The sequence below is a fragment of the Kribbella lupini genome (assembly GCF_039529595.1).
GTDB lineage: Bacteria > Actinomycetota > Actinomycetes > Propionibacteriales > Kribbellaceae > Kribbella > Kribbella lupini.
In genome coordinates this window covers 321,221-345,643 of sequence record NZ_BAAANC010000001.1, presented here as the reverse complement: position 1 = coordinate 345,643, position 24,423 = coordinate 321,221, and the positions used below count along the sequence as shown (strand labels likewise).

Sequence of the window (24,423 nt, the reverse complement as noted above, 5' to 3'; positions counted from 1 at the left end):
TCACCGGTTGAGGTAGGCATCCAGTAACGCGGCGCCGTGCAACATGGCCCTCGTACAGCGGTCGTGCGCGGCCCGTCGCTCCGCGACGGCTGCTCTGAGCGCCTCCGTACTCCCCGTACGGCGAAGCCCTTCGAGCACCGGCCGGATCTGGTCGAAGCCGTACCGGCCCTGCCGCAGCATGTGGATGATCCTGGCGTCGCGGACCTGATCGGGCTGGTAACGGCGGTAGTTCGTCCCCCGCTCCCGGGCCGGTGTGAGCAGCCCGGCGGCCTCCCAGACCCGCAGCGCCGAGGTCCTGATCCCGAGCTGATGGGCCAGCTCGCCGACGCGCAGCGGCGGGCCGGAGACCGGCTGGCCGTCGAGGAACTGCTCGGCCGCCGCGCCGAGGGCCTCGCTGGCCGTATCCGTCGCTCGTCGTTGCTCGTGCAGCTCGGCGTGGCTCTGGTCGATCACACGCAGTGCCAGCTCGATGTCGCCGTCGTGGACCGCGCGCATGATCAGTTGCGAGCTCTCGGCGCCGAATCCCGGGGCCAGCGCGCGGTACGTGAGCAACGCGTCGAGGTGCTGTTCGTCGTACTGGCGGTAGCCGCTCTCGGTCCGCGGCGCTTCGGGGAGTACGCCAGCCGCTTCGTAGTTGCGGATCAGTTGGGTCGACACCCCGACCCTCCGAGCGAGATCGACCGGGCGCAGACTCCTCATCCGTCGACCCTGGGCGTGACGCGGCCGGAGGTGAACAGGTAGGTCGGCCGGAAGGTGACCGGCGTCCACGGCTGGTCGTCGGACTCGCGGAGGACGAAGTGGTCGCCGTCAAGCGGCTCGGTCGGCAGCAGCTCGAACTCGACCACCGGCCGCTCGGCGAAGGCGAGCCGATCGCCGGTCGCCTGGTAGGTGAGCATCAGCTTGCCGTCGCGGCGCGCGACCTCCATCGCGACGCTCTCGCGGGCGTACCGGCCCACGTGCCGATCGCCTGCACCAGTCTCCGCCGCCGCGGCCGGCTCGGGCCGGGCCGGCACGCCCACACCTGTGTGAGCGCTGAAGATCTCCGTCGCGAGCTCCTCGAACAGCGCCGGCGCGTTGCCCGAGTTCGTCAGCAGGCAGAACGCGATCCTGGCCTCGGGGTCGATCCGGAGGAACGCGAGCTGCGAGATCGTCTCGCCGTCGTGCCCGAACAGCCGCCGGCCCTGCCAGTCGTACAGCCGCCATGTGAGCCCGATCTCCGCCAGTCCGCCGGTCCCGCCCGGGACGCCGACCTGCGGCTCGCGCATCTCGGCGTACTGGTCCAGGTGCAGCTGCGCGAACTTCAGCAGGTCCTCGGCCGTCGACGTGATCGTCCCCGCCGGTCCGATGCTGCGCGGCAGCTGCCAGGTCGACACGACCGATCCGTCGCCGGCGACGTGCCCGACCGCGGCGCGATGCAGGATCGCCTCCTCCGGCAGCGTCACCGTCGCGGTCAGGCCGAGCGGCTCGACCAACCGGGCCCGGAGCGACGCGTCCCAGGTCCGGCCGTCGAGCACCTCGACGATCCGGCCGAGCAGCACGAACCCCGCGTTGCAGTACGAGTACGCCGTACCGGGCTCGAACAGCTGCGGTACGTCGGCCAGCAGCGCGACGTACCGCTCGACGCAGTCGTCGCCGCGTCCGGTGTCGGTGAACACGTCGCCGTCGATCCCGCTGGTGTGGGTCAGCAGCTGCCGAACCGTGATCCGCTGGTCGATCGATGCCTCGGGCAACAGTTCGACCACCGCGTCGTCCAGCGCCAGCCGGCCCTCGGCCGCCAGCTGGACGATCATCGTCGCCGTCCAGGGCTTGGTCACCGAGCCGATCTGGAAGACCGAGTCGGCCGTCGTCGCGACGCCGGTCCGCCGGTTCAGGACGCCGTACGGCGTGATCGTCTGCTCGCCGTCGACCCACACTCCGAGGACCGCGCCCGGTACGTCGTACTTGGCGGCCAGGTGCGTCAGTCTCGCGGTCCAGTCAGGCACGAGGCCAAACTACTTGCCCTTCGTCAGCGCCTCCAGCGCGGCCCGCACGCCGTCGCGGGCGGCCTGCTCGGACAGGCCGAGCTCGTTCAGCACCTTGGCCGCGACCCCGCCCGGGAAGTGGTAGAAGGCGAGCAGCAGGTGCTCGGTGCCGATGTAGTTGTGGCCGAGCAGCAGCGCTTCCTCGGTCGCATAACCGATCACGTGGGACGCGCGCGGAGTCATCGGCAGCTCGTCCGCCGGCGCGACGTCGCCGGCGGCGGTCGGCGGGGCCTCGGCGTCGACCGCGGCCAGCACTGCGTCCTCGGTGAGGCCGGCCTGGGTCATCAGGAGGGTGGCGATCGACTGCGGCTCGGTGAACAGGCCGAGCAGCAGGTGCTCGGTGCCGACGAAACCCTGACCGCGCTCGCGAGCGATGCCCGAGGCGGCCTGGATGACCACCTTCGTGCGCAGCGTGAACCGCTCGAGGTCGAGCTTGACCGGCCAGGAGTCGGCGAACCGCTTGTGCGCGGCCTGCTTGCTGACGCCGAGCACGGAGCTGATCTCGACCCACGACTTGCCCGCGCCGCGGGCGCGGTCGACGAAGTAGCCGAGGGCGGCGTCGGAGGTGGCGGTCAGGTCGGTGATCGTGCTGGACGCGGTGGCGAGCTGCTCGAGCACGTCGTCGCTGCCGGTGTCGGTCCGGATGGTGTCGATGAGTTGCTGCAGGTCAGGTCCGGGAGTCATGCGTCAACCGTAGGTTGACGACCTCGGCGCGTCAACCCTTGGTTGACGATCTACAGTGTGCGCATGCAACCGCTCGGCGACCTGATCAGGCCGGACCTTCGCGTCCTCTTCTGCGGCATCAATCCCGGACTGGTCTCCGCCGAGACCGGCCACCACTTCGCCCGGCCCGGCAACCGCTTCTGGCCCGCGTTGCACCTCGCCGGTTTCACGCCGCGGATCTTCAAGCCCGCCGAGCAGCGCGAGTTGCTCGACCTCGATCTCGGCATCACCAACGTCGTCGACCGGCCGTCGGCCCGCGCGGATGAGCTGACCAAGGCGGAGTTCCGGGCGGGTGGCGAGAACCTGGAGCGCAAGGTCCTCGAGTTCGGACCTGACTGGCTCGCGGTCGTCGGCGTCACGGCGTACCGGGACGCCTTCGGCCTGCCCAAGGCGGCGATCGGCCGGCAGGAGCGCGTGATCGGCCGGACCCGGGTCTGGGTCCTGCCGAATCCGAGCGGGCTGAACGCGCACTACACGTTGCCGAAACTCGCGCTCGTGTACGGCGAACTTCGCGTCGCCGCCGGGCTTCCGGACCTCGCCCCCGCGCCGGATCAGAGCGATCCGGCGCCCGGGCGAACCGCTAGCTGAGCGCCTTGAGGATGAAGTCGGCGACCGCCTCCGGCTGCGACACCGCGACGGAGTGCGAACCCTCGACCTCGATCGTCGTCCCACCGGCCCGCTGAGCCATGAAGCGCTCGGCGTCGGGGTGGATCGCCTGGTCCTGCGTGGCGACCAGGTTCCAGGTCGGCAGCTTCTTCCAGGCCGGCTCGCCGGTGAACTCCTCCTCGAGCCCCTGCGCCGCGACCGGACGCTGGCTCGCCGCGAGCACGCGGCTCACCTCGATCGGCAGGTCCGCCGCGAACACCTCCGGGTACGCCGCCGGGTCGAGCCGCAGCTCCGGCGCCTCGGTGCCGTCCGGCTGCGGGAACAACGCCGGCCGGATCGCCGCGCCGAAGGGCGTGTCCGGGAACTTCGCGGAGATGCTGGCCGGGCTCTCACCCTCGTCCGGCACGAAGGCCGCGACGTGAACCAGGCCGACCACGTTGTCCAGGCCCTGCGCCGCCTTGTTGATCACCGCGCCGCCGTACGAGTGACCGACGAGCAGGACCGGCCCGTCGATCTGCCGGACCGCGCTCCCGACGTACGCCGCGTCGGGCGTCAGGCCGCGCAGCGGGTTCGGTACCGCGACGACGTCGACGCCGACCTTCTGGAGCAGGTCGATCACGCCGTTCCAGCTGCCACCGTCGGCGAACGCGCCGTGCACGAGTACGACGGTGGTGTTGTTCGTGGTCATCTCGGAAGGTCCTCTCGGTGGGTCAAGCCAGTGCGGAGCGCAGGGTGCTGACGGCCAGGTCGATCGCGGCGGTCGCGGCGTGCGTGTCCCGCAATGCGTCCAACATCACGAAGTCGTGGATGATTCCACCGAACCGTACGGCGGTCACCGCGACGCCGGCCTCGCGCAGCTTCGCGGCGTACGCCTCGCCTTCGTCGCGCAGGACGTCGGCCTCACCGGTGATCACCAGCGCGGCCGGCAGACCGGTCAGCTGCTCGGTCGTCGCCCGCAGCGGGGACGCGGTGATCTGGTTCCGCTCGGCCTCGTCGGTCGTGTACTGGTCCCAGAACCACTTCATTCCTTCACGCTGCAGGAAGTAGCCCTCGGCAAACTCCTGGTACGACGCGGTGTCGAACGACGCGTCGGTGACCGGGTAGAACAGCACCTGCTGCTTGAAGGTCAGGTCGCCGCGCTCCTTGGCCAGCAGCGTCACGGCCGCGGTCATGTTGCCGCCGACCGAGTCGCCGGCGATCGCCAGCCGGGTCGCGTCCAGGCCCTTGATCTTGCCTTCAGCAACGATCCAGCGGGCGACCGAGTAGGCCTGCTCGACGGCGTGCGGGTAGCGGACCTCGGGCGACAGGTCGTACTCCGGGAAGACGACCGCGGCGTTTGCGCCGACGGCGAGCTCGCGGACCAGGCGGTCGTGGGTGTGCGCGTTGCCGAACACCCAGCCGGCGCCGTGGATGTAGAGGATCACCGGCAGCTCGTCCGTCGTACCGGCCGGCTTGACGATCCGGGCCTTGGTGCCGTCGGCGACGGTGATCCACTCCTCGTCGACTCCGAGCTTCGGGTAGTCGGTGGTCTGCACCTCGTCGACCAGCTTGCGGCCGTCGGCCGGGTCGAGCTGGAACAGGAACGGCGGCTGCGCGGTCGCGTCGGCGAAGGCTTGGGCGGCGGGCTCCAGAACGGTCATCGGACTCTCCTCCAGATGTGAGAACGGGCGTTCTCCTCGGTGGTGTGTACTCTAGGAGAACGATGGTTCTCCGCGCAAGCGGGGTGCCTGGGATCACACTGGAGGCAGGACGATGGCGATCGACACGGCGACCGCGCAGCGGCAGGTGCTGGAGGCGGCGGACGCGCTGTTCTACGAGCGCGGGGTCCAGTCCGTCGGGATGGACGCGATCCGGACCGCGTCCGGGGTCTCGCTGAAGCGGCTCTACCAGCTGTTCCCGTCGAAGGACGCGCTGATCGAGGCGTACCTGCACCAGCGCGACCAGCAGTGGAAGGACATGCTCGCCGAGCACGTCGACGCCGCGACCGACCCGCGGGAGCGGATCCTGGCGGTGTTCGAGTTCCTGCACACGTGGTTCACGCAGAAGGACTTCCGCGGGTGCGCGTTCATCAACTCGTTCGGCGAGCTGGGCGCGGTGTCGCCGCGGGTCGCCGAGCTGGCCCAGCAGCACAAGGCGGGCTTCCGGCAGGCCCTCACGGAACTGGCTGCGGCTGCCAACGCGGCTGATCCACAGCAGTTGGCCGACCACTTGATCTTGCTCAGCGAGGGCGCGATCACCACGTCGGCGATTTCAGGTTCGGCCCAGCCCGCCCGGCGAGCGCGGGAGGCAGCGGTGCTCCTGATGCAGGTTTCGCTGCCCGCCGACTAGGATCTGCGGGTTCGTAGGGCTGACGAAGGACGGAAGATGGCTGAGCTGCCACAGGATCTGCGCGGTGCGCTCGAGGCAGCGGTGAGCAGCGTCCCGGCGGCGCAGCTCACGAGCGCTTTCCAGCGGCTCAGCACTCGGTACCGCGAGGAGCAAGCGGCGACCTCACCGATCATGGCGTCGCCCGCCGACGTACTCACCTACTCGGCGTACCGGATGCCGGCGACCTTCGCCGCCGTCCGGTCGACGCTCGAACAAGCCACGCTGCAACTCCCCGACTTCGAGCCGGCCCAGCAGCTCGACATCGGCGGCGGCACCGGCTCCGCGGTCTGGGCCGCGACCGACGTCTGGCCGTCGCTGGCGAGCGTGACCGTGCTCGAGCAGGTCACCGAAGCCATTGCCCTAGGCAAGAAACTCGCCGCGAACGCCGAGTCCCCAGCCGTCCGCGCGACCAGCTGGACCACCGGCCGCCTCGACCAGTCCACCTTCGAGTCCGCCGACCTCGTCACCGTCTCGTACGTCCTCAGCGAACTCTCCACCGAACAGCAACAGAAGCTCGTCGCCCAACTCGCCACCCAGCAAGGCCTGGTCGCCCTGATCGAGCCCGGCACCCCCGGCGGCTACGAACGCATCGTCGCCGCCCGGGACCAGCTCATCGCCGCCGGCCACAGCGTGATCGCGCCCTGCCCGCACGACCTCGCCTGCCCGATTCCGCGCGGCCGCGACTGGTGCCACTTCACCAGCCGCGTCAACCGCAGCGCCGTCCACCGCCGGACCAAAGGCGCCGAGCTCGGCTTCGAGGACGAGAAGTTCTCGTACGTCGTCACCAGCCCGACCCTGCGCGCCCACGCCGCGAACCGCGTCCTCCGCCATCCCCAGCAGCGCAAGGGCCTGGTCTCGCTGCGCCTCTGCGCCGGCACCGGCGAACTCCGCGAGGAGCTCGTCTCCAAACGCCAGGGCCCCCTCTACCGCGCCGCCCGCGACACCGACTTCGGCGACCCCTGGCCGACCTGACACCCCGGGTCGGCAGGATGTGCGCATGCGTGCCGCTGACCTGCTCCGGTCGATCGATGCCCTCCCGTACGGCGAACGCGTGCGCGCGATCGCCGACCAGGCCCTGCGCCTGCGCGGCACCCCGGCCCTGGACGAACTCCTCACCGACCTCTCCACCGGCCCCGCCGACCACCGCGTCATCGGCCTCCGCATCGCCCAGATCACCGGCGACGCCGCCTACGTCACCCGCTTGCTCCACGACCCCGAGCCCACCGTCCAGGCCCAGGCCCTCGCGGCCGTCGGCCGCTGGAGCCGCCGCGCCTCGTCAACCAGCACGGCCGACTCCACCGAGACGGACGCGGCGACGGTCTCCGACGACGAGCTGCGGATTCTCCACGACGACGCACCGGCCGCACTCCGCCCGCGCCTGTTGCAGGTCATCCGCCGTACCGGCCGCCAACTGCTAGCCGCCCGGCTGATCGACGAGCAGCGCGACCGCTGGGGCGACCAGTACGCCGCGGCGCTGCTCGACAGCACCGACGACGCAACCGTCCGCCGGCTCCTCCCCGAACTCGCATACTGCTTCTCCTCCGGCCAGTGGGAACGCCTGACCCGCCGCCACCCGCAGGTCGTCCTCGACCACGCGACCGCGACCTTGCCGACCGGCTCCGACCGCGACGAGTGGTGGCAGGGCGTCGGGTACGGCGTCACCGCGGCTCTCGACCACGACGCACCCCGGGCGTTCGCGCTGATCAAGGAAGCGATCGCCCCCGACGCCCTCCCCTGGGCAATCGTCAAGGTCCTCGGCCGGCTGATCGATCTCGACCCTGCCGGCGTACTCGCCCTGCTCCTGGCACCCGACCGAGCGAACAGCCTGTCCAGAGCCCTCACCCCAGCAGTCCGCCGCCGCCTTCACCGGTACTCCGACGACGACCTGTCCGCCCTCGGCCGCCTGCTCTGGCCCAACCTCAGCGGACTGCTCAGCGATCTCCCGCCGTCGCGCCGCGCACGCGTCTTCGCCTCGGTCACCGCTGACCTCGAACTCCGCGAGCTCCCCGCCGCACTCCTGGACGTGCTGCCGCGAGCCACCCGCACCGAGCAGGCGCGCCGCATGCTCACCCTGCCCGACATCGCCGAAGAGCCGCATCGCCGATGGGAAATCACGGCGTACCTCCCGTACGACGAAGCCTTCGCCCTGCTCGAACCCGAGATCACCCGCGCCGAGGCAGCAGACCGCGCCGCCGTCTACCGCGCCGTCGTCCACGCCGCCGGGCGATCCCGGCAGCTGGAGTCGGTCCAGCACGCGCTCTCCTGGGCAACCCGCGTACGCAACGACCGCGACCCAGTACGTCAGTCCGTGCTCGAAGCCGCCGCTGCCCTCCCGCCGTCCGTACTCGACGACCAACTCGTGGCGCCCCTCCAGACGCTGCTCACCGACGCCCTCGAAGCCCGCGACACCTCCTGGCCGAGCCGCGCCGCGCTGACCGAACTCGCCCGCCACGCCGTCCATCAAGGGGCCCAGCGCAACCAGTCCGACCTCCTCGCCTGGGGCCTCGACGCGCACGCCGCGCTCACGCAGAACCGCGGTGCCGTCGACCTCGACGGCCTCCTCGACGGCCTGCCGCGCGGCCGCGAGGCCGCGGTCTACGACGCGCTACGCCCGTACCTGGAGAGCGCTGCCGAACGGACCGAGTTCAAGCTTCTCTTCGCCGTGTCCAGCGCGTTCGACCGCCGGGGCTGGGACAACGACCACCTGCAAGGCCTGCTCGAGGTCGCACTCTGGTCCAACCAGGAGTTCACCGTCGGCACCGCCGCCGCGCACTGGCTCAGCCCGCCGGCGACCCGCGCCGAACGCGTCGGCCGCATCATCGCCCGCGACCCCGGCATGGTCCAGTGGGACGCCGTCTGGTCGGCCGTCACGCAGGTCCGCACCGACCTGCTGGACGTCGTCCTGGCCGACCCCGCCCGCAGCGAACTCTTCACCAAGAGCCACGCCCCCTGGCGAGTCGGAGGCTCGACGCTCCGTCACTGGCTCCCCCGCCAGCACCGCCGGTACGCCGAGGTGGTGGCCACCGTCGCCGACGACGCCCGGCTCGCCGAGTGGACCCGCGCCGAAGCCATCCTCATGCTCGGCCAGCTCCCGACGATCGGCCCCGCCGCCGTGGAGCCGTACCTCGCCAACGACAGTGTCCTCCTCCAAGAAGCCGCGCTCCGCGCACTCTCCTGGTCCGACCAGCCCCAGCTCGCGCTCCCCCAGCTCCTCCAGTACGCCGGCACCGACCGCGCCCGGGTAGCCGTCTACGCCGCGACCCGAGTCGCCCGCTTCGTCCGCCCGAGCACGCTCCCCGGTCTGCTGCACCCGGTCCTGACCGGCGAAGGCATCAAGGTGACCTCCCGCAAGGAAGCCGCCCGCCTTCTGGGCGAACTCCGCGCCCCCGGAGCCGCCGCCGTACTGACCGATGCCTGGGGCAACGCCCACCGCGACGTCCGGGCCGCGATCACCAGCGCCGCCTCGCAGTACCTGCTGCACGAGCCCGCCAGCTGGGCCCTGCTCCAGCAGGCCGTCCACGACAGCGCCGCCACCGCGACGGTCCTCACGCAGCGCACGCCGTACGGGCTCGCTACCACGTACCGCTCTCGGTACGCCGACCTGCTCATTGCCGTCACGAACCGCCCCGAGCCCGAGGTTGCCCGCGCCGCCGTCCTCGCCCTGCAGCCTTGGGCGAACTGGAACAACGCCGTCCCGCCCGTCATCGCTGCGTTCATCACCGACCTCAGCTCCCGCACCTGGACCAGCGCCGCGACCGCGCTCGTCGGCATCGTCGCGACCAGCCCGGACCGCGGCCTCGACGAACTCATCGGCTCGGTGCGCCTCCTCGTCCGCCTCGAGAACAACCCCCTGGTCCCCGACGCGCTTCCCGACCGCGACCACCCCGCCCGCCAGCGCCTGACCAGAGTCGTCGACAACCTGGTCAGGACCCTGTCGCACCGATCGATCGACACGCGCCAGGTCCTGCGCCCGATCGCCGACGAGCTCACCGCCACGCCGTACCTGCAGCTCCGCCACAAGCTCCTCACGGCCGCCCTGCACCCAGCTCATCTGGCCGAGGACCTGGCCCTCCTCCGCACCGACCGCCCACTCGCCGCGGCCAAGGCAGCCGATCTTCTGGCCAACCACCTGGGCCGCATCGAAGCCCACTGGACCCCCGACGACCTCTACCCGGTCGCCGCCCAACTGGTCACCAGCCCGGCGCTCACCGACGGCCTCCTCACCCACGCCCTGATCTCCGCCGCCGGCCCGCGGACCGGCTGGAACTCCACCTGGCGCGCCCTCCTCGTTGCCCTACGCAACCACCACGACCCGGACGTCCGCGAGCGCGCCCTGGAGCTCATGACGAGCCCGGAGAACTGACGCGCACCGTCAGCAGCAACCCGACCACGCATAGCCCGGCGGCCACCACGAACACCACCACACCACCGGCCTGCACGGTGAGCACCGCACCCGCCGTCGCGGCACCGACCGTCGCGCCGACCTGACGCATCGCGTTGAGGATGCCGCCGACCGCACCGGTCGCGCCGGCGGGCGCGTTGCTCACCGCGAAGCCGACCAGCGGCGGAAGGGTCCACGAAACTCCGAGCCCACAGCCGAGCAGACCGGCAGCCAGTACGACGGGACGCTGATCCCCCATTAGTGCGACGGCAACCGCCGACAGCCCGATCGCGAACGCGGCGAATCCCAGCCGGATCGGCACTAAGGGCCCGAACCGCCGGACCAGCCGCCCGGTGAGCAGTGGATTCACCGCCACCAGCACGGTCATCGGCAGCAACGTGATCCCGACCGACAAGGAGCCCTCGGCAACGACCAGCGGTACGGCGAACAGCACGGTGGTCAGCGCGTAGTTGACCAGGGTCCCCCACGCGAAAGCGCTCCAGACCGGCCGGTTCCGCCGCAGCACGTCCGGTACCAGCGGAGCAACGGATCGCCGGTCGGCGCGGACGGTGACGGCCGCCAGCACCAGCGTTGCGCAGCCGGCTCCGAAGGCTGTCGCCCAGTGCAACTGACCGGCTTCGGTGATGGCCAAGGTCAGCGCGGCCAGCGTCGCCGCCAGTCCGAGGTGAGGTATCGGCGAAATGACCCGAGGATGTCTGGCCACGCCGAGCCGCTTCCGGCACAGCAGCAGCACGACGACCGCCAGCGGCGCATTGATCACGAAGACCGCTCGCCAGCCAGACAGCTCGACGAGCCAGCCGCCGAGCACCGGCCCGACGGCCATCGCCGCGCCGCTGATCGCGGCCCACCAACTGATCGCCCGGGTCCGGTCGTCCGGCTTCGCGTACAGAGCCGCGAGCAGAGCCATCGAGCTCGGTACGACGCCCGCCGCGAACAGCCCGAGAACTGCCCGCCCCAGCAGCAGCGTCCCGAGATTCGGCGCGACCGCGCAGGCCAGCGAGACGATCCCGAAGCCGGCGCTGGCGACCCGGAAGACCCGGTCCGCGCCGAGTCGGTCGGCGAGGCTGCCGCCGAGCACCAGCGCCGCGGCGAGCGCCATCGTGTACGCCGTGGTCGCCCAGCCGACGCCGATCACGTCCGTGGGCAGCGCCGCGATCAGGTCGGGGCCGGCCACGGCCAGCACGGTGGTGTCGAGCAGCACCATGAAGTAGGCCAGCGAGATCCCGAGCAGCACGGGACGGGTGGTGGTCGAGCGTGGGATGGTCGAACTACCGGACATGAGCGCCAATCTGTCGACGGAGCACCAGGGGTCGGCCTGGCGCGAGATGGTGGCGGAGCACCGGGGGTTTCCCCGACGCGAGGTGATGGCGGGTCGCGCGAGGCGACCTCGGTGCGGCTCAGCACAGACTCGTCGGGGCGGCCCTTGATCTCGACCGGCGTCGCCGAAAGGGCATTCGGGAAATCCGAATGCCCCTGCCATCGCCGGTTGCCTACACTGCCCGCGTGAACGTCGACCACCTGCGCACGGCGATCGCGCTCGTCCAGCACGGCACGGTGAACCGCACCGCCGCCGTCCAGGGCCTGGCCGCGTCGTCGGTGTCGGACCGGGTCCGCCGCCTGGAGGCCGACCTCGGGGCGCCGCTCTTCACCCGCGACCGCTCCGGGATGCGCCCGACCGTTGCCGGGCGCGCCTACCTGGCTGCCGCAGGTTCCGCCCTGGAGGCGCTCGACGCGGCGGCGGAGCAGCTGACCAGCGCCGACTCGGTCGTCGTGGTCGGCGCGCAGGCGTCGATCGCGGACGCGCTGCTGCCCGGCGTACTGGATGATCTCCGGCGGCGGCGCCCGGAACTCGTCGCGCAGCTCCGGCCGGAGCCGGACCGCGCCAAGCTGCTCTCAGCACTCGAACGCGGCGAACTCGACGCGGCGCTGCTGCTCGACACCGGCTCCCGGATCGGCGAACTCGGCTATGCCGAGCCTGAGGTCCCGACGGCGTTCGTCGATGTGCGCGAGGTGCCGATGGTGACCGTCGCGAGCGCCGGGCACCCGTTGCTGGGGCGGCCGGTCGCGGCCGCCGAGATCCGGGACGGCGCGACGCTGGTCGGGCAAGAGAGCCGGTGCTCGTTCTGGCTGGCGACGCAGCGGTGGCTCGGGCCTGAGGTCGACCTGATCTCGGTGGGTGGGCTCGCGCAGGTCCGCGAGTGGGTTGCGGCGGGACGCGGTGTGGCGGTGCTGCCGGACTTCGTCGTACGGGGTGATCTGGAGGCGGGCCGCCTCGGGGCCGTCGACACCGCCACGCCACCTCTGCAGCTACGGCTCCTGTGGCGTGAGACGCCGGATGAGTCCGAGCCGCTGCGCAGCCTGCTCTACGCCCTGTCCCAGGTCTGAGCCCCTAGCTGTCCTCCTCCGCGTCGCGACGGGCCTTGGCCCGGCGTTTGCCTTCGTGCATGGCAACGACGCGCGCGATCGGGATCGCGCGTCCCTCTTCGAGCAGGTCCTCGGGAAGCGACTGCGGCGCGGGCAGCTCCGCCGCCCAGTGGTCGGCCGACGCGAGCAGGCCGGGCGCGGTCCGGACGGTGAAGTCGCGCGGCGAGACGTTGTCGAGGTCGTCCCAGCCGACCGGGAACGACACCGGTGTCCCGGGACGGATCCGCGGGCTGTACGCCGCGACGACCGTCGCGCCGCCGGCGCGGGTCGAGTCGACGAAGACCTTCCCGCCGCGGTCCTCCTTGATGTACGCCGTGGTGGCCACGGCCGGGTCGATCCGCTCCGCACGCGCCGCCAGCGCGCGGGTTGCCGCGGCGGCGTCCTCGATCGAGATCTGGTCGTCGATCGGGACGTACACGTGCACGCCCTTCGCGCCGCTGGTCTTCACCGCGCCCTGCAGCCCGGAATCGGTCAGCGCCTGCCGGACCAGGTGCGCGGCCTGGACCGCGAGCCCGAAGGTCTCGTCGCCCTCCGGCGGATCGAGGTCCAGCACCAGGTGCGTCACCCGGTCCCAGCGGTCGGCGCGCATCAGCGTCGGGTGGTACTCGACGGCCCGCTGGTTCGCGAACCACAGCAGCGTGCGCCGGTCGTCGCAGAGCGCGTACGACACCTCGCGCTTGGACGCCTCGGCCCAGATCGTCACCGTCTTCACCCACTCGGGCGTGTACTTGGGCACGTTCTTCTGCATGAACGGCTGCTGCCGCGGCCGCACCCGCTTCACCGTCAGCGGCCGCTCCCGCAGTTCCGGCAGCATCCGCGCGTGCACCGCGTCGAGGTAGTCGACCAAGTCCCGCTTCGTCGCCTCCGCGCCGTCGAACAACGGCTGATCGAGGTTGGTCAGCTCGACCCCGTCCCGCGTCTCGTCCGGTGTGCTCGCCATCTGCCGAGCCTAAACTGCTCGCGGCCCATTCAGACCTGGAAGGAACCGAGGAATGACGTTCTCGATCGTGGCGTACGACGTGGAGTCGGCGTCGTGGGGTGTTGCGGTGGCCTCGAAGTTCCTCGCGGTGGGGGCCGTGGTGCCGTGGGGACGGGCAGGCGCCGGAGCGGTGGCCACTCAGGCGTCGGCGAACCTGTCGTACGGGCCGGACGGGCTCGACCTGCTGAGCGAGGGGTTGTCAGCCGATGAGGTGGTCGAGCGGCTGATCGCGGCAGATGGCGGGCGGGACAGTCGGCAGGTCGGCGTGGTCGACGCCGCCGGGCGAGGCGCGACGTACACCGGGCCGGAGTGCATGGACTGGGCCGGCGGGCTGGCCGGGGACGGGTTCGCGGTACAGGGCAACATCTTGGCCGGACCGGGTGTCGTCCCCGCGATGGCGGAGGCGTGGCGTGAAGGGGCCGACGAACCGTTCGACCGGCGTCTGCTCGGGGCGTTGGCGGCGGGCGACCAGGCCGGCGGCGACAGCCGGGGTCGCCAGAGCGCCGCGCTGCGCGTCTGGCGCGCCGGAGCGGCGTACGGCGGTCAGCTCGACATTGCCATCGATCTCCGCAGCGACGACCACCGCGCTCCCGTCGAGGATCTCGGCCGCCTGCTCAGCCTTCACAACCTGTACTTCGGCAAGCCCGATCCGGCCACTCTGCTCCCCCTGGAGGGCGCTCTGGCCGAGGAGGTCACCGCCCTACTCGCCCGCCTCGGTTACAGCACTCTCGACGCCTGGGCCGGTACGGAGAACTTCGAGGAGCGGCTCGTCGACGGTCAGCTCGATCCCCTGGTCCTCGAGCAGCTGCGAGCCCAGGGCTCCTAGTTTGTTGCCTTAGGCCCCGACACGCAACTGTTACGCAGCCGCGACCAACCTTCTCTCGCAGACCGGCGTCGAAGTCAGCACCATCAACCGAAACGCCTTTACCTACGGGGAGAAATCGTCATGGTCAGCACCTCCGCACGTCGCCTCAAGTCCGCCGCGGTCGTCACCGGCGCGATGCTCGCGCTGCTCGGTCTCGCGGCGTGCGGGTCGCAGCCGAACGCGGCGGGCGGAGCGCCGGTGCCGGTCGGCGGCGCGTCGGCGCCGGTCAGCAAGCCGTCGACCGGCGGCGGCAGCGACCCGGCGAAGCCCGTCGCGGCCACCACGCAGGCGGCCACCGCGGCGGTCGTCCTCGACCGAACGGCTACGGCAAGCTGAAGCTCGGCATGACCGTTGCGCAGGCCAAGTCGACCGGATTGCTCGGCCAGAAGAAGTTCGCCGACAGCTGCGACGGGTACGACCTGGCCGCGCACCCCACGCCGGCCAACTCGGTCGGACTGTACTTCTCGAAGCAGCACGGCCTGGTCGCGATCTTCGCCCAGGACACGATGATCACGCCCCACGGCATCAAGCTCGGAACGACGATGAAGCACGTTCGGTCGGTCTTCCCGAAGGCCGAAGCCGGCCCCAACGGCCTGCAGATCGCCGTCCCCGGCAACAAGTCGGCGTACTACTCGATCGTCCCCACCGACGACGCCAAGAAGGTCGGCGAACTCGCCCTCGCCACCACCAACCAGGACTGCTTCGGCTGAGGCAGTCAGCGGGGAACGCCGAGCGACCGGCGGACCGCTCGGCTTGGCGACAAGGGGCGGTCAGCCGCCGGAGACGCCGATCTCGGCGTCGGCCAGGTCGGTGTTCAGGCCGTCGGTGTCGTCCAGCCAGCCGTGCGGCAGGACGACGTGATCCCGGGGCGAGCCCTGGCGGCCTCGGGGGGCGCCCAGCTCGGCGACCGGGAACGGCGCCGACGGGTCGAGCTGGGTGAGGAGCTCGTCCAGGCGGGCCAGTGAGTCGACCATGCCGAGGGCGGCACGGAGCTCGCCGCCGGCCGGGAAGCCCTTCAGGTACCACGGGACGTGCTTGCGGAAGTCGCGCAGCCCGCGCTGCTCCCCCATCAGCCCGGCCAGCAGCTCGCCGTGGCGGCGCATCACCGTGGCGACCTCGCCGAGCGTCGGCAGGTTGAGGGCCTCGCCGCCGGCGAACGCGACAGCGAGGTCCCGGAACAGCCACGGCCGGCCGAGACACCCACGGCCCACGATGACGCCGGCGCACCCGGTCTCATCGACCATCCGCAGCGCGTCGGACGCCTCCCAGATGTCGCCGTTGCCGAGCACGGGGATGTTCACGTGCTCGACCAGCTCGGCGATCTTGGTCCAGTCGGCCTGCCCCGAGTACGCCTGCGCCGCGGTCCGCCCGTGCAGCCCGATCGCGGCCGCGCCGGACTCCTCGGCGATCCGCCCGGCGTCCAGGTAGGTCTGGTGCCCGGAGTCGATCCCGATCCGGGTCTTCATCGTCACCGGCACGTCGTACGGCGTGGCCGCCTTCACCGCGGACTGCAGGATCGCGCCGAGCAGGTTCCGCTTCCACGGCAGCGCGGCGCCGCCGCCCTTGCGGGTCACCTTCGGCACCGGGCAGCCGAAGTTCAGGTCGACGTGCGCGACGCCGTACTCCGAGCACAGCAGCTCGACCGCGCGCCCGACGTACACCGGGTCGACGCCGTACAGCTGCACCGACCGCACGGTCTCGCGCTCGTCGAAGGTCAGCATGTCGAGCGACTTCTGGTCCCCCTCGACGATGCCGCGGGAGGTGATCATCTCGCACACGTACAGCCCGGCGCCCTGCTCCGCGCAGAGCCGCCGGTACGCCGCGTTGGTGATCCCGGCCATCGGCGCGAGCACGACGGGGGTGTCGATGGTGAGGTTGCCGAGCTTGAGCATCACTTACGCCTTGGCCACCAGGACCTGGCCGTTGCCCGAGATCTGCGCGCGGTACGGCTGGACAGCGTTCTCCACGGTGGTCACGTCGCAGGCGATGCCCTGCGCGGTGTGCTTGACGACGGTCACGTCATCCATTGTGCAGGTCACCTTCGCGGCGCCCGACGCCGCCCGCTGCACGGCGTCGACGACCTTCGGCTTCACGATCGCCACGGACTGCGAGGTGAACTTGTACGTCGCGCTGTACTGCTTGGCCTCGACGGTGAGCTGACCGGTGAACGTCTTGCCCGCGTAGTTCACCGTGCAGGTGAGCGTGTGGGACCCCGGCTTCTCGGCGTCGTCGATGCCCGGGCAGGTCACCTTGGTGCTCGCGGCGCGGCCGGCCGCGACCTGGACCTGCTTGGCGATCGCGAAGCGGATCCGGCTCGCCAGCGGGGCGTCGGCGTCCGGCGTACCGATCACCTTCGGCGTCGGCCACGGCTTCGACGGCGTCGGCAACGGGGTCAGCGACGGAGTCGAGGGGGTGGGGATCGGCGCGCTGGACGATCCGGCCGGAGCGGACGGCGACGGCGTACCGCCCGCTTCGGGTGTGGGGTCGTCGGAGCAACCGGCGAGCAGCAGCACGGCGGCCGCGCCGACCGCGATCGCGCGGGCCGAGGTCGCGGCACCCGTCCTACGGACCCGCATGCTCAGCAACCCACCAGGCGCTGGGCGAGATACCCGGTGACCTCGGTCAGGGCGACCCGCTCCTGCTTCATCGAGTCGCGCTCGCGGATCGTCACCGCGTGGTCCTCGAGGGTGTCGAAGTCGACGGTGATGCAGTACGGCGTACCGATCTCGTCCTGGCGGCGGTAGCGGCGGCCGATCGCGCCGGCGTCGTCGAAGTCGACGTTCCAGGCCTGGCGCAGCTCGGCGGCCAGGTCCTTGGCCTTCGGGGACAGGTCCGCGTTGCGCGACAGCGGCAGCACGGCGGCCTTGACCGGCGCGAGCCGCGGGTCGAACCGCAGCACGGTCCGCTTGTCGACCCCGCCCTTGGCGTTCGGCGCCTCGTCCTCGGTGTAGGCGTCGAGCAGGAACGCGAGCACGTTGCGGGTCAGGCCGGCGGCCGGCTCGATCACGTACGGCGTCCAGCGCTCGCCCTTCTCCTGGTCGAAGTACGACAGGTCGGCGCCGGAGTGCTTGCTGTGCGTGGACAGGTCGAAGTCGGTCCGGTTCGCGATGCCCTCGAGCTCGTCGAAGTCCTTGCCGCCGAAGTTGAACTTGTACTCGATGTCGACCGTGCGCTTGCTGTAGTGGCTGAGCTTTTCCTTCGGGTGCTCGTAGAAGCGCATGTTGTCCGGGTTCAGGCCGAGGCCGATGTACCAGTCCCAGCGGGCCTTCAGCCAGTACTCGTGCCAGTCCTCGTCCGAGCCCGGCGCGACGAAGAACTCCATCTCCATCTGCTCGAACTCCCGGGTCCGGAAGATGAAGTTGCCCGGGGTGATCTCGTTGCGGAAGCTCTTGCCGACCTGCGCGATGCCGAACGGCGGCTTCTTGCGCGCCGTGCCCATCACGTTGGCGAAGTTGACGAAGATGCCCTGGGCGGTCTCCGGGCGCAGGTAGTGCAGCCCTTCCTCGGACTCGACCGGGCCGAGGTAGGTCTTCAGCAGCCCGTTGAACATCCGCGGCTCGGTGAACGTGCCCTTGTTGCCGCAGTTCGGGCAGGCGATCTCGTCGAGCTTGACCTCGTCGGCGTTCTTGTTCTTGCGCCGCGCGAAGTCCTCCCGCAGGTGGTCGTCGCGGTAGCGCTTGTGGCAGGACTGGCACTCGGTCAGCGGGTCGACGAACTCGGACAGGTGGCCGGAGGCCTCCCAGACCTTGGTCGGCAGGATCACCGAGGAGTCCAGGCCGACGACGTCGTCGCGGCTCGTCACCATCGCCCGCCACCACTGGTTGCGGACGTTGTTCTTCAGCTCGACACCGAGCGGTCCGTAGTCCCACGCCGACCGGGTACCGCCGTAGATCTCGCCGCACGGGTAGACGAAGCCCCTCCGCTTGCTGAGGCTGACGACGGCATCGACGGTATCCACGGGCACTTTTCGACTCCAGTAAAGACACAGGTGGTGGAACGGAAGGGTCCAGGCTAACGGGCCGGGGTCCTCCGCGTCGCATCCGCAAGGTACCTGCTACGGCAGCAGGTCCGCCCCGCCGGAGCCGTCGTCGAGCACCTCGTACGCCGACGGCTCGTCGATCGCCTGCGACAGCAACGGCACCGCCACCATCTTCACCTCGTACGGCGACAGCGCACGCCGGTAGCTCCCGACGTTCACCCACTCCATGCTCAACGCCAGCAGCTCCGGATCGTCCACATTCCGCCCGGTCCGGGCCGCCACGAACCCCTTCTGCCGCGACAACACCTCCACCGCGGCCGCCAGCCGCTCACTGAACTCTCGTTGAGCACTCTCGGCCACCCGGAACCTGATCACGACAAACACCTGGTCACCTTAAGCGGGCTGGAGCTGTTCCCCCACGTACGGCCCTCCGCTCGCCGGCGCTCGGCGGCCATTGGAGGCTCCGCCGCGGCGAAGCGTCCACTTCCCGATCAGCTACCGGCTACGCGGGAAACTGCGAACAGCAGGATCACCAGCACCGAGAACACCCGGATCGCGCGCTGGCCGGTCGTCACCACCGGCCAGGACAGGAACCCGAGCCAGCTCAGCAGCAGCGCCAGCAGGATCAGCGCGGGCACGGCCGCCGCGACCGGAGCGAAGACTCCGACGAGTGCCAGCACCAAGGTGATGGCAGGCAGCGTCAGCTTCGGCATCGCGTGCAGCTTCGCGACGAACGGGTAGCTGGCCTTCGTCACCCGCTGCCGAAGGGAACTCACCGGCTGACTGCTGGAGGAACTCATTTCCCCATTGTTCCAGTACTCCCCACTCCTGTGGAAAACTCAGCCCCCACTCCAGCGGTCCCGGATACCTTTTCTTGCATGACCGACCTGCTTCCCGTGCCAAGCTTCGCCACCGACCTGTCCGCCGTCCTGGCCAGGTTCCGCGGCGGCCAGACCCGTGCCTTCAGCGTCGGCGACGGCGTACCGGAGGCGGTCGTGCTGACGTACGACGAGTTCGAGGACCTCGGCGGCGAGGCGAAGTTCTCCGTCGGCGACGAGGTCGTCGAGCCGGGCGCCCTTGCCGCGCGACTGCCCGGTCTGATCGCTGAACTGCGCGCGGGGTCGGCAGCACCGGTCGTCTGGGGCGACCACGGCGAACCGGAGGCTGTCCTTGTGTCGACGGCCGACTACCGCAAGCTGCGCGGAGACGACGAGCCGCCGGCCGGGGTCGTGGACGATCCGACGCAGCGCACGTACGCGACTGAGCCGTTGCCCGGCAGCGTGCCGATGACCATGGACGAGATCGCCGAGCTCATGGGGCCCGAAGCGGTCGAGGATCTCGCGCAGATCCGGCGCGAGCGGGAGCAGTCGTGAGGGTGTGCTGCGGTGCGCTCGGCGGCCGGACCTGAGTCGTGGACGACCAGGTCGAGCGGCTGATCCCGTCTCGTTCCGGCTCTGCGTCGTACGAGGTGGTTCTGGGGCAGAGCTTCAGAGTCGATCTGCAGCGGTTGAGTGCGGCGGCCCGGCGCGACCCGAGCGGTCGCCTGGCGAGGCTGCGACGTGAAGTCGTGCGGACGGTCGACCAACTCCGTGAGGGGGAGAGCGACGGTCATCACCCACTCGGCTTCGAACCGGGCAAGGGGGATCTGCGGGACTGCGTCACCGCATACGTGCGTGCGGATCCGCAGGAGAAGGCGACGCATCGGCTGGTGTTCCGTGAGATTGGGCCTGCGCAGCCGGGCGGAACGCCTCGGCGGGAGTTGCTGGCCGTCAAACCCCGCCAGGGGCCCGGCAACGTGTACGAGCATGTGTGCGCCCGGCTGCGCCGCCACCCGGCAGATCGGCAGCCCGGCTTGAACCGGTTCGGCGACCGCGCGCCGGGTGACGGCGGTAACCAGTCGCAGCGCCAGTCCGAGCTGGACACCAAGCGCGCGATCGCTCACGCCTGGGCCGGGCAGCGCCCGCTGGCTACTTCTCGTCCGTTGCGGGGGACGCCGAGGCAGGCGAGAGCACCGGGGCCTACGCCTGCGATCGGGCGATTGATCGGCTCACCGGGCGGAACAGGTTGGCCCGAGCGAGCATGAGACCGGGGCCGCTTGGTCCCGCCTGCCTTCAATCCGAGGAGCGCGAGAGGACTCGAGCGGTGTCCGGCTGAACACCTGCAGGCATCCGACCGCTTGCTCCCCACATCCACCTGCTTTCGCTTGAAGCGGGCGACAGCACGCGCACCGGCGGCGATAGCCCGCACACGTTCGCAACGGGTGGGCGGGAGCACGGCACGCAGCGAGCGATAGCGAGCGGAGGGCCGCGCGTGGGATGTTCCTCAGCTGATCGCGGCCAGCTGTTTGAGCTGAGCAGCGCGGCTGGTTTGGATGCTTGCGGCGAGCTTTTTCGTTTCCGGGGACTTGCCGGCGCTGGTGCTGCTGCGGGCCAGGATGATGGTCTGGTCCAGGTGCTCCTTCAGGTTCTTCTTGAAGGACTGGTCGAACGAGCCGCCGGTCGACTGGGTGAGGGTTTCGATCTCCGGCTCGGTCATCATGCCGGGCATGTCGTGGCCCTCGTGGGGATTGCGGACCGGGAGGCCGGACGTCGTACGGAGGGCGGTCAAGCGGGTGACCTCCGCGCGGTGACCGGTCGACAGTTGCGCGGCGAAGGCGCGGAGGGCGGGCGTCGAGGCCTGCTTCTGGCCTAGGTCGAGGACTCGGAGCAACTGGTCGTCCATCGGGATCATCAGTTCGATCCAGGCCAGGTCCGTGGAGTTGAAGGACGGGTCGATCTTCCACACCGTCTCGGTCGCCGACGGCGTACCGGCAGAAGGCCCAGGCGGTGACGCGGCGACGGACGATCCACAACCGGTCAGAGCGGCGAGCAGGGCGACGCAGGCGAGAGCCTTCATGGAGAGCTCCTGGGGAACAGCGGGGCGGTTGTGGTGAGGGTACAGACGGCGACAGTCGACGTACAGAGGGTAAGGAAAGTTCCTTGCGGAAAGCGGCCGGGCGGGTCCCTGGGACGGGGAGACCCGCCCGGCAGTCGAAGGGTTACGGGTGCCCGTTGGCCCCGCACTTGATGATCGGCCGGATGCAGTCGTTGACGCGCCGCGCCATCTCCGCCACCGGCCAGGCGTTGAAGAAGTCGCCGTGCATCGTGAACCCACCACCGGACGCCAGCCGGAAGCCGGCCGTCGGACCGTTGACCGGGTACCGCAGCACCTGCCGCAGCTTCGGCACCGGCACCGGGTGGGTCGCCGGGCAGTCGCCGTTCACCGGGTACGACATGTGGCTCTTGTGGTCCGGTGAGTCGAGGTCGCGCCCGTTCCAGCACTGCGGGAAGTCCAGGTACGACTCCAGCATCGACCCGGCCGGGCAGTTGATGAAGTCGTGCCCCGCGCCGGCGTCACCGGCGTGCAGGCAGGACCAGCGCGAGATCGTGTTGTCACCGGGCCCGGTCGCCTTCGCGTTGCCGGCCACGATCCGCAGCCCGAACGGCAGCGGCTGGGTCCGCGCGATCACGTCGTCCCGGACCCCCTCGCCCAGGTAGTAGAACGTCGTCCCGGTCGGTTCGACCGGCTGGTTGTTGACGTACAGCGTCGGCACCCAGTACGACGACTTGTCCTCGGCCGGGTTGCACGACGTCGGCGAGTTCACCAGGTCGTCCACGGTCGTGTTCGCGTTCGTCACGGTCGCACCGAAGAAGCTGTGCATGTGCGACGCCCCGGGCATGTTCGGGAACACGATCGGGTCGTCGGGCAGCCGGTGCGTGTACGGGCAGTCCGCGAGGAACTCGGCGACCCGCACGATCGGACCGCCGGCCGGCGTCCCGCCGTACACCTGGAACTCGAACAGCGACGCACCCCACTGGGTGGCCCGCTGGGTGATCAGCACCCGCACGTACCGGCCGGTGCCGGTCACGGTCAGGTTCTGCTCGCCGCCGGTCCCAGCGGTCGTCGTGTGCACCGTCGCCCAAGAAGCGGCATCACCAGACGTCTGTACGACGAAGCCGCGCGCGTACGCCGCCTCCCACTTCAGCACGACCCGGTTGAAGGTCTGGCTCGACCCGAGGTCGACGTACAGCCACTGGTTGTCCGCGAAGCTCGACGCCCAGCGCGTCCCGCCGTCACCGTCGACGGCGGCAGCGGCCGGGAAGGCGCCGCTCTCCACCGAGGACGCGACGACCGGCCGGCCCTGCGACAGCAGCGTTTCCGCGGCTGAGGCGGGACGACTCGTCGAGACCAAGTACGCACCGAGCAGCGCCAGCAGCCCGACAGCGACCAGGCCGAGCCGGAGACCGCGCCGGGCGATCACTTGTACACCCGCACGTAGTCGACCAGCATCCGCGCCGGGAACGGCGTACTGGCGTTCGGCGGACCGGGCCAGTCACCGCCGACGGCGAGGTTGAGGATGATGTAGAACGGGTGGTCGAAGATCCACGGCCCGCGGGTCGCCTCGACCTGGGCCTTGTCGAGCGTGAAGACCGTCCGCCCGTCGAGCGTGTAGACGATGCCCTTGCTGTCCCAGCTGGCGGCCCAGGTGTGGAAGTCGTCGGAGAAGTCGGCGCCGTTCGGCAGCCCGTACGAACCGCCGATCCCGCCGCCGCCGTTGTAGGCCGGCGCGTGCACGGTCGAGTACGCCGTCTTCACGTCCTTGCCGAGCACCTCGAGGATGTCGATCTCGCCGTTGTACGGCCAGGGCCTGCCGGTCAGGAAGTCCGCACCCATCATCCAGAACGCCGGCCACAGGCCCGCGCCCTTCGGGATCTTCACGCGGGCCTCGATCTTGCCGTACGTCGTCGTGAACTTCCCACCGGTGTTCATCCGGTGCGACGTGTACTGGCAGGTGCCGCTACCGGTCAGCGGGTCGATCGGGCAGCTGGAGCCCGCGGTGGCCTCCTTGCGGGCCTCCATCACCAGGTTGCCGTTGCCGTCCATCGAGGCGTTGTTGTTGTTCGTGTAGTACTCGAGCTCGTTGTTCGGGCCGGTGCCGGGATCGATCGTCCACTTGGCGGCGTCCGGCTTGCTGCCGGCGGCGCCGTTGAACTCGTCGGACCAGATCAGCTGCGGCGGGTTCGCCGGGTCGGCCGGCGGGGCCGGCGGCGTGTTCGGTGCGCCGCCGGTGCCGTAGACCTGGAACTCCCACAGCGAGTACCCGTACGGCGTGTTGCGCTGCGTGCCGTACATCCGGACGTAGCGGCCGGTGCCGGTGATGTTCAGCGTCTCCTTGAAGCCGGGACCGGCGGCCGTGGTGTAGATCGGCGTCCAGCTGTTCCCGTCGTTCGAGACCTGGATCTGGTAGGCCTTGGCGGAGGCGGGATCCCACTGCAGGATCACCTTGTCGATCTGCGCGGTGGCGCCGAGGTCGACCGAGATCCAGCCCGGGTCGACCCAGCCGGAGTCGGTCGCGGTGGCCCAGCGGCTGGCCGGGTCGAGGTCGAACGCGCGGGCCGGCGTGCACTCCCAGCAGTTCGCGTCGTGCTGCTGGGTCGAGGCCGCACCGGTCTTGCCGTACGACAGCAGCTTGCTGCCCGGACCGGGGCCGGGACCACCACCAGTGGTCCCGAACACCTTGAACTCCCACAGCGACACACCCCACTGGGTGGCGCGGGCCGTGCTGAGCAGCCGGACGTAGCGGCCGCTGCCGCTGACGTTCAGGGTTTGGTTGCCTCCGGCACCGGTCGTGGTGCTGTAGATCGACGACCAGTTGGTGCCGTCGGTCGAGGTCTCCAGCCGGAAGCCGGTCGAGTACGCCGCCTCCCAGCTGAGCGCGACCTGGCTGATGGTGGCGGTCTGGCCGAGGTCGACCTGGAGCCACTGCGGGTCGCCGAACGCGCTCGACCAGCGGGTACCGGGATCGCCGTCGACGGCGGCGGAGGCGGGGAAGGCGACGTTCTCTGAGGACGACGCGGTGGCGGTCTTGCCTTGGGACAGCAGCGGGTCGGCGGCCTCGGCGGGCGGTGCGACCAGCAGAGCGGCGACGAAGCCGGCCGCGACGGCGACCACGGCAGCGGCTCTGACGGCTTTGGGACGCGACGATCTACGGGACAAACGCATGGGCATCTCCAGGGG

General features: G+C 70.6%; 24 protein-coding genes. 9 read left to right on the top strand and 15 right to left on the bottom strand.

The window, feature by feature from the left end:
- From ABD235_RS01660 to ABD235_RS01650, 3 genes are read right to left on the bottom strand one after another with little or no spacing between them, the layout of a single operon-like run.
- Positions 1-699 carry a MerR family transcriptional regulator gene (locus tag ABD235_RS01660; RefSeq protein WP_344168178.1) on the bottom strand — a complete coding sequence of 233 codons (699 nt, stop codon included), beginning with the start codon at positions 697-699 and terminating at the stop codon, positions 1-3.
- On the bottom strand, positions 696-1,982 hold the full coding sequence (locus ABD235_RS01655; RefSeq protein WP_344168175.1) for a serine hydrolase domain-containing protein: 1,287 nt from the start codon (positions 1,980-1,982) through the stop codon (positions 696-698). Before ABD235_RS01655 ends, ABD235_RS01660 begins: the two co-directional genes overlap by 4 nt.
- 9 nt (positions 1,983-1,991) lie before the next feature.
- Complete coding sequence (locus ABD235_RS01650; RefSeq protein ID WP_344168172.1) at positions 1,992-2,705, bottom strand: Clp protease N-terminal domain-containing protein; 714 nt, start codon at positions 2,703-2,705, stop codon at positions 1,992-1,994.
- A gap of 63 nt (positions 2,706-2,768) precedes the next feature.
- On the opposite strand from ABD235_RS01650, the gene mug reads away from it, so the two are divergent.
- Positions 2,769-3,332 carry a G/U mismatch-specific DNA glycosylase gene (mug, locus tag ABD235_RS01645; RefSeq protein WP_344168169.1) on the top strand — a complete coding sequence of 188 codons (564 nt, stop codon included), beginning with the start codon at positions 2,769-2,771 and terminating at the stop codon, positions 3,330-3,332.
- On the opposite strand, the gene ABD235_RS01640 is transcribed toward mug, so the two are convergent.
- Together ABD235_RS01640 and ABD235_RS01635 are read right to left on the bottom strand one after the other, a co-directional pair.
- Positions 3,325-4,038: an alpha/beta hydrolase gene (locus ABD235_RS01640; protein WP_344168166.1), complete on the bottom strand. Its 714-nt coding sequence runs from the start codon at positions 4,036-4,038 to the stop codon at positions 3,325-3,327. The genes mug and ABD235_RS01640 overlap by 8 nt on opposite strands.
- 22 nt (positions 4,039-4,060) lie before the next feature.
- Positions 4,061-4,990: an alpha/beta hydrolase gene (locus ABD235_RS01635; RefSeq protein ID WP_344168163.1), complete on the bottom strand. Its 930-nt coding sequence runs from the start codon at positions 4,988-4,990 to the stop codon at positions 4,061-4,063.
- A gap of 112 nt (positions 4,991-5,102) precedes the next feature.
- On the opposite strand from ABD235_RS01635, the gene ABD235_RS01630 reads away from it, so the two are divergent.
- From ABD235_RS01630 to ABD235_RS01620, 3 genes are read left to right on the top strand one after another with little or no spacing between them, the layout of a single operon-like run.
- Entirely contained in the window at positions 5,103-5,678 is a 576-nt protein-coding gene (locus ABD235_RS01630) for a TetR/AcrR family transcriptional regulator (RefSeq protein ID WP_344168160.1), read from the top strand.
- Between the two features lie 36 nt (positions 5,679-5,714).
- Positions 5,715-6,689, top strand: a complete 975-nt coding sequence (locus ABD235_RS01625; RefSeq protein ID WP_344168157.1) for a small ribosomal subunit Rsm22 family protein — start codon at positions 5,715-5,717, stop codon at positions 6,687-6,689.
- Between the two features lie 25 nt (positions 6,690-6,714).
- Positions 6,715-10,080, top strand: a complete 3,366-nt coding sequence (locus tag ABD235_RS01620; RefSeq protein ID WP_344168154.1) for a hypothetical protein — start codon at positions 6,715-6,717, stop codon at positions 10,078-10,080.
- On the opposite strand, the gene ABD235_RS01615 is transcribed toward ABD235_RS01620, so the two are convergent.
- Positions 10,058-11,398 carry an MFS transporter gene (locus ABD235_RS01615; RefSeq protein WP_344168151.1) on the bottom strand — a complete coding sequence of 447 codons (1,341 nt, stop codon included), beginning with the start codon at positions 11,396-11,398 and terminating at the stop codon, positions 10,058-10,060. The genes ABD235_RS01620 and ABD235_RS01615 overlap by 23 nt on opposite strands.
- Before the next feature lie 224 nt (positions 11,399-11,622).
- Here ABD235_RS01615 and ABD235_RS01610 point away from each other — a divergent pair, with 224 nt between their 5' ends.
- Positions 11,623-12,504, top strand: coding sequence for a LysR family transcriptional regulator (locus ABD235_RS01610; protein WP_344168148.1), 882 nt, complete (start codon positions 11,623-11,625; stop codon positions 12,502-12,504).
- Between the two features lie 4 nt (positions 12,505-12,508).
- Here ABD235_RS01610 and ligD read toward each other — a convergent pair whose 3' ends face one another.
- Positions 12,509-13,483: a non-homologous end-joining DNA ligase gene (gene ligD / locus ABD235_RS01605; RefSeq protein WP_344168145.1), complete on the bottom strand. Its 975-nt coding sequence runs from the start codon at positions 13,481-13,483 to the stop codon at positions 12,509-12,511.
- A 52-nt stretch (positions 13,484-13,535) separates the two neighbouring features.
- On the opposite strand from ligD, the gene ABD235_RS01600 reads away from it, so the two are divergent.
- From ABD235_RS01600 to ABD235_RS01590, 3 genes are all read left to right on the top strand, one after another.
- Positions 13,536-14,348 (top strand): DUF1028 domain-containing protein, encoded by an 813-nt coding sequence (locus ABD235_RS01600; RefSeq protein ID WP_344168142.1) that lies wholly within the window; start codon positions 13,536-13,538, stop codon positions 14,346-14,348.
- A gap of 120 nt (positions 14,349-14,468) precedes the next feature.
- The gene (locus ABD235_RS01595; RefSeq protein WP_344168139.1) at positions 14,469-14,723 is read left to right on the top strand and encodes a hypothetical protein; all 255 of its coding nucleotides are present in this window, start codon (positions 14,469-14,471) and stop codon (positions 14,721-14,723) included.
- An 8-nt stretch (positions 14,724-14,731) separates the two neighbouring features.
- Positions 14,732-15,097, top strand: coding sequence for a hypothetical protein (locus tag ABD235_RS01590; RefSeq protein WP_344168136.1), 366 nt, complete (start codon positions 14,732-14,734; stop codon positions 15,095-15,097).
- Positions 15,098-15,157: 60 nt separating this feature from the next.
- Here ABD235_RS01590 and dusB read toward each other — a convergent pair whose 3' ends face one another.
- The 5 genes from dusB to ABD235_RS01565 form a co-directional block, all read right to left on the bottom strand.
- Complete coding sequence (gene dusB / locus ABD235_RS01585) at positions 15,158-16,279, bottom strand: tRNA dihydrouridine synthase DusB (RefSeq protein ID WP_344168133.1); 1,122 nt, start codon at positions 16,277-16,279, stop codon at positions 15,158-15,160.
- A 3-nt stretch (positions 16,280-16,282) separates the two neighbouring features.
- Positions 16,283-16,963 carry a hypothetical protein gene (locus ABD235_RS01580; protein WP_344168130.1) on the bottom strand — a complete coding sequence of 227 codons (681 nt, stop codon included), beginning with the start codon at positions 16,961-16,963 and terminating at the stop codon, positions 16,283-16,285.
- Between the two features lie 2 nt (positions 16,964-16,965).
- A complete protein-coding gene (locus ABD235_RS01575) occupies positions 16,966-18,351 on the bottom strand; it encodes a glycine--tRNA ligase (protein ID WP_344168127.1) in 1,386 nt (461 codons plus the stop codon).
- Positions 18,352-18,441: 90 nt separating this feature from the next.
- Positions 18,442-18,750: an antibiotic biosynthesis monooxygenase family protein gene (locus ABD235_RS01570; protein WP_344168124.1), complete on the bottom strand. Its 309-nt coding sequence runs from the start codon at positions 18,748-18,750 to the stop codon at positions 18,442-18,444.
- Positions 18,751-18,857: 107 nt separating this feature from the next.
- Entirely contained in the window at positions 18,858-19,166 is a 309-nt protein-coding gene (locus ABD235_RS01565; protein WP_344168121.1) for a DUF6703 family protein, read from the bottom strand.
- A 78-nt stretch (positions 19,167-19,244) separates the two neighbouring features.
- Between ABD235_RS01565 and ABD235_RS01560 the strand changes: the two genes are divergently transcribed.
- Positions 19,245-19,739: a hypothetical protein gene (locus ABD235_RS01560; protein WP_344168118.1), complete on the top strand. Its 495-nt coding sequence runs from the start codon at positions 19,245-19,247 to the stop codon at positions 19,737-19,739.
- A 949-nt stretch (positions 19,740-20,688) separates the two neighbouring features.
- Here ABD235_RS01560 and ABD235_RS01555 read toward each other — a convergent pair.
- From ABD235_RS01555 to ABD235_RS01545, 3 genes are all read right to left on the bottom strand, one after another.
- Positions 20,689-21,261 (bottom strand): DUF305 domain-containing protein, encoded by a 573-nt coding sequence (locus tag ABD235_RS01555; RefSeq protein ID WP_344168115.1) that lies wholly within the window; start codon positions 21,259-21,261, stop codon positions 20,689-20,691.
- Between the two features lie 142 nt (positions 21,262-21,403).
- Positions 21,404-22,666: a DUF1996 domain-containing protein gene (locus ABD235_RS01550; RefSeq protein ID WP_344168112.1), complete on the bottom strand. Its 1,263-nt coding sequence runs from the start codon at positions 22,664-22,666 to the stop codon at positions 21,404-21,406.
- Positions 22,663-24,408, bottom strand: a complete 1,746-nt coding sequence (locus ABD235_RS01545; RefSeq protein ID WP_344168109.1) for a discoidin domain-containing protein — start codon at positions 24,406-24,408, stop codon at positions 22,663-22,665. Before ABD235_RS01545 ends, ABD235_RS01550 begins: the two co-directional genes overlap by 4 nt.
- Positions 24,409-24,423: the final 15 nt, after the last annotated feature.